This window comes from Limnobacter sp. (assembly GCF_964228395.1).
In the GTDB taxonomy this organism is placed as follows: Bacteria; Pseudomonadota; Gammaproteobacteria; order Burkholderiales; family Burkholderiaceae_B; genus Limnobacter.
Genome location: NZ_CAXQZX010000084.1, coordinates 1 through 9371, shown reverse-complemented (window position 1 = coordinate 9371; position 9371 = coordinate 1). Strand labels below are relative to the sequence as shown.

The following is a 9371-nucleotide window of genomic DNA, read 5'->3' as shown; positions in this document are numbered from 1 at the left end:
TTGCACACCGCTTGAGCACGCTTCGCAAAGCCGATCGCATTGTGGTGATGGATCGAGGCAAGGTGGTGGAAGAAGGGCCGCACGATGAATTGCTCGCAGCCAAGTCGCATTTTTGGCAGCTTCACCAAGCGCAGGAAAAGCTGAAGCAGGAGCAGGCGCACTATGACTGAATGGCAGCTAAAAGAGACCGAGACAGGGCAACTTGCACTCTATAAAAGCGGTGAGTTGGTGGCCCAACCAGTGAGCGCAGTGTTGGCTTTTCCGTTCACCGCCCCGCAGGAAGGTATTTCCATTGTGGACGAATACAGCAAAGAGTTGCTGTGGCTAGATTCCCTGGAGCCTTTGTGCGCAGAGTCGCAGGCGGTCCTGAAGGCTTACTTGCGGCGCCGAGAGTATCGCCCAACCATCGAAAGAATCACCTCGGTTTCCACTTACAACACGCCCAGCATGTGGACCGTTGAAACCGATCAAGGGCCTTGTCGATTTGAGTTACCCTCTGATGAAAGCATTCGCAGGCTGGAGGGCACACGATTGGTGCTGACCCATGCCAACGGCATGCAATTTTTGATCCCCGATTTTATGGCCATGGACAGGCGAAGCCGCCAAATTCTGGCTCGCTTCATGGCTTGAAGAAAAGTACGCCTGTCCAGAGGAGGATCCGGACAGGCGTATCCAAATGTCCATGCACTGGACAGGAGAGAGACGGTCGCCCTGAGTCAGGGCCTTAAGCGTGTTCCAGCTGTGCTTCCTCGTTAAAGAATCTCGAAGCCGCGTCTTGCTTGGTTTTGCCAGCGCGGGAAGGCATGTTGCACAGGCCGCACTCGTAGTCTTTTTTCAGATCGTAGCTGTCCACAACAAACTGCCCGGTACAGCGCTTGCAAGGTGTGGTGGTCAGCATGCCGGCGTCAAAAAATTTCACCAAGCGCCAGGCGCGGGTCATCGACAACACCTCTGGCAGACCAAGCACCTGAATTTGTTCACGGTAAATTTGGTAGGCCTTGACCAAGGCCTGCGCATCATCCATGTCGGTGTGCTTGATGCAAGCCTGGTACAGGTTCATGAACAAGGTGCCGTGAATGTTGGGTTGCCAGGTTAAAAACCAATCGGTGGAAAAAGGCAGCATGCCCTTGGGTGGAGACTTTTTCTTAATCTCTTTGTAAAGGCGAATCAGGCGCTCACGCGACAACTGGGTTTCGCTTTCCAACACCTGGAGCCGGGCATCCAGCTCGATCAATTCACAGGCAAGTTTGATTTGTGCGGCTTCTGACACCACAGACTTGATTTTGGCCATTTGGATTTCCTCTGTCTTTTGTGTTTTTTTATTGTTTACGCAATGCTGGGCGTGCAACGGCCCGCCATCAGGATGGCGGCGTGCAAGCCAGAAATGGAGCGTTCCTTGCCGTGGTCGCCCAAGCGCGCCCACACGCTGGGCTCGGTAAATCGCAGGGTGCACATCGGCACATCGTTGGCCGCAATTTTTAGCACTTGGGCGGTGGTCAGTTGACCCAGCAGGTCGGCTGTGGCCTCGTCAATGCCCAGGCGGATCAGCGCCTCGGCGCGGTCTTCGGCAATCAGTTGTTTGGCCAGAAGCAGGTAAGATAGATTGGCTTCGCGAATTTGTTCGGTCAGGTAGCTTGCTTTCATGTTGAACATCCTCCAATTCAAATGCAGCAGTTTCGGAATCTGACCTGTTTGCTTCCCACAGACATTCAAGTCAGTGATGTCATTGTTGAGCAGCAGCCCAAAAAACTAAGCCAGCCATTTCCTGTAAAGTGCATCAGCTTTGGCAGCGAATGGGTGTAAGAAAATACCCGACAACAACACACAAGGCAGGAGACAACACAGCCATGAACAACCCGGTGATGAACTGGATTTCCAGGTGGTTAATCGATTCAAAATGCAAGCAAATGGGGCTGCGCAAGCGACGTGTGAACACCCCCGATGGTCAATGGGTGCTCTACACGGGTGGCCAAGGGCCCAATATGTGGCTGATCCATGGTTTTGGAGCCAACAAGGAAAACTGGCTGGCCATGGCACCCCGCTTGATGCGGCATTACACGGTGTGGATTCCCGATTTGATTGGTTTTGGTGAGTCCAGTCGCCCCACGTCGGCGACCTACCACATTGCCGAGCAGGCCGCGCGCGTTCACCGGCTGGCAACGCAGCTTGGGGCTGCGCCTTATCATGTGATGGGCAATTCCATGGGTGGATACTTGGCCGGGGCATTGGCTGCCAACTTTCCTGAGCAGGTGTTAAGTGCCTGCCTGCTTAACCCTGCTGGCGTCAAAGGGGCTGAGCACACCCAGGTGGGCCGTGCTTTTGTAGATCGTGGCGAAGTGGTGTTGGCCCCTCGTGACTTTAAATCCTATTTGTGGGTGGTGGATTTGTGTTTTAACGGCAAGGCACCTCCCATGCCAGGTTTTATGCGGCGGTATTTTGGTGGTATTTCCATACGCAACAAGCCGCTGCTCGACCGTGTATTTGCCGAATTTACTCACCCTGAGCACAACAGATCTTTGAACGACATGGTGGCTGACAGCAAGGGTCCTCTGATGGTGGTTTGGGGGGATTCTGATCAGTTGGTGCACCCCTCAGGCCTTGCAGTGCTGCAGCAGTGCCGGCCTGACCTTCATGCCTTGATGCTCGAAAACACTGGCCATTGCCCCATGGTGGATCGAGCCTCCCTGGTGTACAAGGCTCACCTGGCCTTTCGGCCAGTTTAAATTTAGGCGGGTTTGAGTTGACTAGCCTTGTCAGCTGCCTGTCGCCCTGCGTGGCTGGTGGGCGTCAAGGCATGCAGCATTTTAAAAGGCTGCGCTTGTTCAAGCTCCAGCGCGAGTTCAAGCAAGCGGAACTCGTGCCCCATGGCCGCGGCAAAATGAACCCCCACAGGCAACCCATTGGTCGCTTGGTGCATGGGCAGGCTGATGGCGGGTGCACCTGATACATTTTGGGCGGCAGTGAATGCTGCAAAATTCACCAAACGTTGACGCGCTTCTTCGAAAGGAAGATTAAGCGCGAGGTGCCCAATCGGCGGGGCTGCATGCCCCAAGGTGGGCGACAGCACCACGTCCATATGCTCGAAGGCGCTGGCGTATTGCTTTTCAAATTGGTAAAGCCTTCGCAAGGCAAACGCAAAGCGGTGCAGGTTGCGTGTGAAATGCTTGGCCAGCCCGTGGGTGAGGGGCTCCAATTGAGCAGGGTTCATTTTGCGGTCTACGGCAAATCGCCCAAAATGAACCACCGAGGCAGCCAGCATGCCCCAATACAACAAAAAGTCGTCTGCAAACTGGGCAGGCACCGGTGGAGCAATTTCCCGAACTTCATGACCCAGTTGCTCGCAAAGCATGGCAGCCTTTTGCACAGCGTCTACGCATTCTGGCGCGCTGTCTTCGCCATTTAATTTGCGGGTGAACATGCCAATGGTTAATCGCTTGCGGCCAGGGCGTGTGATGTGCCCCAGCGCGGGCAAGGTAGGGTTCCAGTATTGGCGTTCGGCATGCGCATAAAATGCAGCGGTGTCGCGCACCGTGCGGGTGAGCACGCCATCGCTCACAATATTGATCGGCAAGTGTTTGGCCAGTTCGTTGGCCTGCAGGCGACCGCGGCTGGGCTTCAGGCCAACCAGGCCGCAACAGGCCGCCGGTATACGAATAGACCCACCGCCATCGTTGGCATGGGCAATGGGCACAACACCAGCCGCCACCATGGCGGCCGAGCCACCCGAGGAGCCGCCGGTGCTGTGGTCGGTGTGCCAGGGGTTACGCGCCGCCTCGCTGGCGCTGAATTCGGTGGTGGCGGTCAGTCCAAATTCTGGCAATTTGGTTTTGCCCAGCAGCACCAGGCCTGTGTCCATCAATTGTCTGGCCACAGCGCTGGTGCGTTGTTTGTTGCGCCTGGGCAGGCTGGCGCTGCCATGCAGGGTGGGTAGCCCCTCCAGGTCGAGGTTGTCTTTTAAAAAGGCAGGCAGGCCTTTGAATTCTTCGAACTGGCCCACTTTGTCCAGCAACTCGGCTTGCTCCAGGGCGTGTTCAGCCTGCATGCTGACTGTGGCCTTGAGGTGGGGGTCGACATGGCTCAAGCGCTGCAAGGCCGCGTCGACCAAGGCCTTCGCGGAGGTGCCGCCCTGTTGAAGTTGTTCGCTTAAAGCGCACGCATCGTGGTGACCAAGGGCGTCTTTGGGGTTAAATGCATGGCATGTGTTTGGTGTTGTCATGGGCCTGCGAAATTTGGTCTGTCTCACCAGCAGTCTAGAATAATTTTTCTTTTGTATTGCCAAGCAAGGCAACCATGGCTTCAAAAAACAAATCGAAAACAATCAATGCCTGCCCGTGCGGGGGTGTCAATTATTCCGAGTGTTGTGGCCCTTTGCACCAAGGGCTGGCCCGTGCAAGTACCGCAGAGCAATTGATGCGCTCGCGTTACAGCGCCTACGCGCTGGGCCTGGAGGGCTATGTGAATCAAACATGGCACTCCAGTACTCGACCCGAGTCGCTCAATCTTGAATTGGAGCGAACACAAGGTAAATGGATAGGGTTGAAAGTGATGGACCACCACGAGCAATGTGACCAGGGCGAGGTTGAATTTGTGGCCCGCTACAAACCCTTGCAGGGCCCCGCCACCCGTTTGCACGAGCGCAGCCGGTTTGCTAGGGAGGCCGGGCAGTGGTGGTATGTAGATGGCACGCTGTTTGACACTTGAAATTCTGCGGGGCGTACCCAAATCAAGGTTGTGGGCGATGTCTCCAAGAGAGTTGTCCGCGCTTTGTTAAATGCATGAATTGATTGCTTCTGAAGGAGAATGATCATGGCAACCATCGACCTCACCCCTCTGTACCGCAGCACCATTGGCTTTGATCGTATGGCCAGTATTTTGGATGCCGCCATGCGCGCTGATGCTGGCAACGGCTACCCACCCTACAACATCGAAGTGGTTGAAGAAAACCGCTACCAAATTAGCCTGGCCGTGGCGGGCTTTGCTGACAACGAACTTGAGCTGGAAGTAGAACGTGGCGTGCTCACTGTGCGCGGCCGCAAGCAAGATGACGACAACAAACGCTACCTGCACAAAGGCATTGCATTCCGCAGTTTTGAGCGCAAATTCAACCTGGCGGACTATGTGCAAGTGGAGGGCGCCAACCTTAAAAATGGCTTGTTGGTGATTGAGTTGGTGAAGGTAATCCCCGAGCAAATGAAGCCCCGCCGCATTCCAATTGGCGAGGCAGGATTGCGCACCATCGAGAACGAGGGTCAATCCAGCGAAGCCGCTTAATTGATTTCGTCCATTAATGGCGTAAAAGGGGCAGCCTGTGCAGGCTGCCTTTTTTTATGGTTTGCAGCACTCTACAATGCGAGCCATGGCCCACCCCTTTTTCAAATCCAGTTTGCTGGGCGAACGCGGCGTTTTGCTTGAACTGCCGCCCGGCGAGTTCAGTGCCCAGGAACTGGCAGACGCTTTGCTGCGTGTAAAGCCTGCGTTACAGAGGCAATGCCAAGGTGTTCAATGTATTCAAACCGACGCGGCCTTTACCGTGCTGTCGCACCAGCCATTGAAAGATCCGCTGGCCCTGATGGCTTTTGTGGAGGCTCAGTTTGTCGAAGCACTGCGCGGCCCCACTCAAACCCCGGCACTCGCCCCAAAAGTGCATGAATTTTTGGTCCACTATGGTGGGCAGCATGGTGAAGATCTTGAAAACCTGGCCAAAGCGCTGGATATAACCCCTGAGGAGCTTGTAAGCCTGCACAGCCAGGCCGAGTACGTGGTGCAGTTCATTGGTTTTTTGCCCGGTTTTGCGTACCTGAGCGGTTTGCCTGAATTGCTGCATGTGCCTAGGCTTTCTCGACCCCGGGTGAAAGTGCCTGCCGGCAGCCTTGCCATCGCCGCAGGGTATTGTGCAATTTACCCTTGGGACAGCCCGGGGGGTTGGCATTTAATTGGACATGTGCCGCATGGGCTGTTCAACCCTGCAAATGAGCAAGCCCCCAGTGCATTGCAAGTGGGCGATCGGGTGCGTTTTGTCCCAGAGGTGGTCTAGGTGTTGAAGGTCATCAAAGCCAAAGGTGTGGGCCTGGTGAGCGACTTGGGCCGATGGGGCCACCAAAGCCAGGGCGTGCCAGTGGGGGGCGTTTTGGATCCTGTTGCGCTTGCGGTGGGCAATTGGGCTTTGGGCAATCAAGACTCGGCCGCATGCCTGGAGCTGATGGGGCAGTTTGAACTGTTGTGCAGTGAACCTTGCCTGGTGTTGATGGCCAGTGCAGGGGCCATGTTTGCTGTAAATCGCCGCGCCGGTTTTGCTGGTCGCGTTTACCACCTCACCGAAGGCGATGTGCTCAACGTGCAGGGTTGTGCCCACGGCTTGTGGAATATTTTGTGCGTGGCAGGCGGGGTGGATGTGCCCCTCGTGTTGGGATCACGCAGCACCTGTTTGCCTGCCCGGTTTGGTGGCATGGAGGGCAGGGCATTGCTACCCGGCGATGTGTTGCCTTGCGGGCAATCGCAAGGGCAAAGCCTCCATACCCGAGCCACGCTGGCCATGCCCGGGTTTTACATTCAACCGCGGGGGCCTTTGCCTTTGCCGGTGTTGCCCGGGCCTGAATGGGAAGCCTTGGGTGGTGCGGTGCAGCAGGCTCTTCTGGGCTTGCCCTACACCGTGGTGGCAGACAGTGGGCGCATGGGTTATCGATTAAGGGCCTCGGGGGGAGCTTTAACCCCCACAAGCCTTTCAGTGAGAAGCCACGCTGTGTTGCCCGGGCTGCTGCAGTGGACACCTCAGGGTCAACCCATTGTATTGATGTGCGAAGCCCAGGTGACTGGCGGTTATCCACGGCTTGGCGTGGTGCCCAGTTGCGCGCTTTGGAAGCTGGCTTACCGTGTGCCCGGGCAAGCGGTACAATTTGAACTGGTGAGCTTGGAGCAATGCTTGGCATTGCAGGCTGCCCATGAACGATTTTTGAGCCAATACCGCCATGCTATCGAACAGCATCTTGATCAACGCTGACTTGGGCGAAGGCTGTGAACACGACGAGGCCTTGTTTGCTTTGGTCGACATGGCCAATGTTGCTTGCGGAGGGCATGCGGGGGATGCGCAGACCATGCGGCGTGCATGTCAGTCGGCGGCCCGCCACCAAGTGTTGGCGGGGGCCCACCCCAGTTACCCGGATCGCGCTGGCTTTGGGCGTACCCGCCCTGAAATTGCGCTTGAAAAACTGGAAAGCCTGCTGATCGATCAAATTTCTGCTTTTGAAGACATTGCCATGGCCGAAGGGCTTCAAACCCGGCATTTCAAACCTCATGGGCAGCTTTACAACGATGCAGCACAATGCACCGAGGTGGCTCAAATGCTGGTGCATGTGGCCAGGCAGTTTCCCCACTTGGCCATGGTGGCCTTGGCCGGTAGCCCGCAGGTGGTTCTCAGCAGGGCCATGGGGGTTGCAATCATCGAAGAAGCCTTCCCCGACCGGGGCTACACCCACGAGGGTTGGCTGGCACCGCGTGCCCAAGAGGGCGCCGTGCTTGATGATCCCGAGCGGGTTTATCGGCAGGCCCTTGCCATTGCTCAGGGCAAACCCATCAGGGCTCTGGATGGTACAAAGCTGATACTGCGTGCCCAAACCCTGTGTGTGCATGGCGACAGCCCACAGGCGCTGGCCAATGCCAGGGCGGTTTATAAGGCAGTGCGGGGGCAGGCGGCTAAACCGTGTGTTTAAACCGCGCTGATGTACTTGACGTTCAGTGGTGCCAAGCCGTGCTTGGCCCTGGCTTGGTTACAGCGGGGGTTCAGCTCGCCATGCGCGTCAAACACATCGTATTCACGACATGGACTTGGGCGCACCGGGTAAATGGTGCAGCTGACCGACTGTCCCAACTCTCCTGCCAAGGCTGCACATCGTGGCTTGCTTTGTGAGGTGCCTTTCATACAGCTGCGGTACGGGTTCATTTGCTGGGTTAGTTCGGCCGGGACCCAACCCCCTTGCGCATCGGTGGTTTCCCCCCAGTAAAAACTGATTCTGAAGGTGGAACAGCACACGCCGCAGCTTTGGCACAGGGCTTCTACACCGGCGCCGTCCACAATGATGGTTTGGGGATTTGACTGCATTTTTACCTCTGAAAAAACAGCCATTTGGAAGGGATGCGCGAATATATTCCGAGCCCTTCGAGGTGGCAAGGGGAATTTAATTGGGCGTCGCGCCAAACAGACAGAGATCGATCAGCCCAAAATGGCAAAGGCGGGGCTACAATAGGGAAAACCATTAAAAAAATTAACACCTGAAGCCAAGAAGATGGAGACGCTGTGAACCGACCCCATGCCGTGTCGGGCCTTGATGCCGCCAGTTCCAGCCCGGAACCTGCAGGCCCCGCCCTCAGCCCCTCGGGCCAAATGCTCGACTACATCAAACAACGCCTGCTCAAGCACGCTCCTTTTAGCGAAATTCCAAGTGCCGATCTGGATTGCCTGCTTGAGGGCTGTGCTGAAACCTACTTCGCGCCCAATGAGGTGATCGTCAAGCCCGAGGACGGTCCACCAGCCTACTTGTACTACGTGGAAAAAGGGTCTGCGGTGGGGCGCAAAGGCTTGGCCGATTTGTCCACCACCGGGTTTCAATATGAAGTGGGGGAAATGTTTCCTGTGAACGCCTTTTTGGCGCGGCGCGCGGTGACGGCCACCTACAGTGCCCGCGAGGACACGTTCTGCCTGATGTTTACCTACGAGGGTGTGCAAGCCCTGGCGCGCAAAAGCCCGGTGTTTTCTGATTACCTCACTCGGCGCACCATGCAGTTTCTGGATTTGTCCCGCAAGGCCATCCAGGTGGCGTATTCTTCCCAAACTTTGGCTGAGCAAACCCTTGAAAAGCCGCTGCGCGATGTGTGTCGGGTCGAGCCGTTTTCCTGCTCGCCCAATACCCCACTCAAGCAGGTTCTTGAAGTGATGCATGAGCATCGAATCGGCTCCATGATTGTGGTGGATGACACCAGCCACGTGGTGGGTATTTTGACGCGGCAGGACGTGCTTTCCCGCGTGGCCATGGCCCAGAAGCCCTTGACCACGCTGATTAGCGAAGTGATGAATACGCCCGTGCACACTTTGGATGAAGGGCACAGCGCGCAGGATGCAGCTTTGTTAATGTCGCGCTTTGGCATTCGACATGTACCGATTACCCGCAACAACAAGCTGTCTGGCATTGTGTCAGAGCGGGATATATTTGCCATGCAACGGTTGTCGCTCAAGCAGATCAGCAGCAACATTCGCAGCGCACAAGATGTTGACATGCTTCGTGCCAGCGCCAACGACATCCGCAGCTTTGCCAAAAACCTGCTGGGCCAGGGCATTGCTGCCAAACAACTCACCGAATTGATCAGCCACCTCAATGATG

12 protein-coding genes are annotated in these 9371 nt (G+C 56.2%); 8 read left to right on the top strand and 4 right to left on the bottom strand.

Translation table 11 applies throughout. From position 1 onward, the window contains the following. The first annotated feature begins 162 nt into the window (after positions 1–162). Positions 163–630: a DUF1854 domain-containing protein gene (locus tag ACEQU8_RS06955; RefSeq protein ID WP_370262518.1), complete on the top strand. Its 468-nt coding sequence runs from the start codon at positions 163–165 to the stop codon at positions 628–630. Positions 631–724: 94 nt separating this feature from the next. Here ACEQU8_RS06955 and flhC read toward each other — a convergent pair whose 3' ends face one another. Together flhC and flhD are read right to left on the bottom strand one after the other, a co-directional pair. Beyond that, entirely contained in the window at positions 725–1291 is a 567-nt protein-coding gene (gene flhC, locus ACEQU8_RS06950) for a flagellar transcriptional regulator FlhC (protein WP_370262516.1), read from the bottom strand. 35 nt (positions 1292–1326) lie between these two features. Then, a complete protein-coding gene (gene flhD, locus ACEQU8_RS06945) occupies positions 1327–1644 on the bottom strand; it encodes a flagellar transcriptional regulator FlhD (protein WP_370262515.1) in 318 nt (105 codons plus the stop codon). Between the two features lie 203 nt (positions 1645–1847). Between flhD and ACEQU8_RS06940 the strand changes: the two genes are divergently transcribed. Further along, positions 1848–2723: an alpha/beta fold hydrolase gene (locus ACEQU8_RS06940; protein WP_370262513.1), complete on the top strand. Its 876-nt coding sequence runs from the start codon at positions 1848–1850 to the stop codon at positions 2721–2723. Between the two features lie 2 nt (positions 2724–2725). Here ACEQU8_RS06940 and ACEQU8_RS06935 read toward each other — a convergent pair whose 3' ends face one another. Continuing rightward, positions 2726–4216 (bottom strand): amidase, encoded by a 1491-nt coding sequence (locus ACEQU8_RS06935; protein ID WP_370262511.1) that lies wholly within the window; start codon positions 4214–4216, stop codon positions 2726–2728. A 74-nt stretch (positions 4217–4290) separates the two neighbouring features. On the opposite strand from ACEQU8_RS06935, the gene ACEQU8_RS06930 reads away from it, so the two are divergent. The 5 genes from ACEQU8_RS06930 (at position 4291) to pxpA (ending at position 7706) form a co-directional block, all read left to right on the top strand. Further along, complete coding sequence (locus ACEQU8_RS06930; protein WP_370262509.1) at positions 4291–4701, top strand: YchJ family protein; 411 nt, start codon at positions 4291–4293, stop codon at positions 4699–4701. 105 nt (positions 4702–4806) lie between these two features. Beyond that, positions 4807–5271 (top strand): Hsp20 family protein, encoded by a 465-nt coding sequence (locus tag ACEQU8_RS06925; RefSeq protein ID WP_370262507.1) that lies wholly within the window; start codon positions 4807–4809, stop codon positions 5269–5271. A gap of 85 nt (positions 5272–5356) precedes the next feature. After that, complete coding sequence (gene pxpB, locus ACEQU8_RS06920; protein WP_370262505.1) at positions 5357–6034, top strand: 5-oxoprolinase subunit PxpB; 678 nt, start codon at positions 5357–5359, stop codon at positions 6032–6034. Further along, a complete protein-coding gene (locus ACEQU8_RS06915; protein WP_370262503.1) occupies positions 6035–6997 on the top strand; it encodes a biotin-dependent carboxyltransferase family protein in 963 nt (320 codons plus the stop codon). Next, complete coding sequence (gene pxpA / locus ACEQU8_RS06910) at positions 6966–7706, top strand: 5-oxoprolinase subunit PxpA (protein ID WP_370262502.1); 741 nt, start codon at positions 6966–6968, stop codon at positions 7704–7706. The genes ACEQU8_RS06915 and pxpA overlap by 32 nt, the downstream gene beginning before the upstream one ends. Here pxpA and ACEQU8_RS06905 read toward each other — a convergent pair. Next, positions 7703–8095, bottom strand: coding sequence for a YkgJ family cysteine cluster protein (locus ACEQU8_RS06905; RefSeq protein WP_370262501.1), 393 nt, complete (start codon positions 8093–8095; stop codon positions 7703–7705). The genes pxpA and ACEQU8_RS06905 overlap by 4 nt on opposite strands. 195 nt (positions 8096–8290) lie before the next feature. Between ACEQU8_RS06905 and ACEQU8_RS06900 the strand changes: the two genes are divergently transcribed. Continuing rightward, on the top strand, positions 8291–9371 hold a 1081-nt coding region (locus ACEQU8_RS06900), incomplete at its 3' end, for a CBS domain-containing protein (protein ID WP_370262499.1).

What these genes read in the sequence shown, in the direction of transcription:
- ACEQU8_RS06955 (WP_370262518.1), top strand. Translation starts at nt 163, where the DNA reads ATGACTGAATGGCAGCTAAAAGAGACCGAGACAGGGCAACTTGCACTC.
- flhC (WP_370262516.1), bottom strand. Translation starts at nt 1,291, where the DNA reads ATGGCCAAAATCAAGTCTGTGGTGTCAGAAGCCGCACAAATCAAACTT.
- flhD (WP_370262515.1), bottom strand. Translation starts at nt 1,644, where the DNA reads ATGAAAGCAAGCTACCTGACCGAACAAATTCGCGAAGCCAATCTATCT.
- ACEQU8_RS06940 (WP_370262513.1), top strand. Translation starts at nt 1,848, where the DNA reads ATGAACAACCCGGTGATGAACTGGATTTCCAGGTGGTTAATCGATTCA.
- ACEQU8_RS06935 (WP_370262511.1), bottom strand. Translation starts at nt 4,216, where the DNA reads ATGACAACACCAAACACATGCCATGCATTTAACCCCAAAGACGCCCTT.
- ACEQU8_RS06930 (WP_370262509.1), top strand. Translation starts at nt 4,291, where the DNA reads ATGGCTTCAAAAAACAAATCGAAAACAATCAATGCCTGCCCGTGCGGG.
- ACEQU8_RS06925 (WP_370262507.1), top strand. Translation starts at nt 4,807, where the DNA reads ATGGCAACCATCGACCTCACCCCTCTGTACCGCAGCACCATTGGCTTT.
- pxpB (WP_370262505.1), top strand. Translation starts at nt 5,357, where the DNA reads ATGGCCCACCCCTTTTTCAAATCCAGTTTGCTGGGCGAACGCGGCGTT.
- pxpA (WP_370262502.1), top strand. Translation starts at nt 6,966, where the DNA reads ATGCTATCGAACAGCATCTTGATCAACGCTGACTTGGGCGAAGGCTGT.
- ACEQU8_RS06905 (WP_370262501.1), bottom strand. Translation starts at nt 8,095, where the DNA reads ATGCAGTCAAATCCCCAAACCATCATTGTGGACGGCGCCGGTGTAGAA.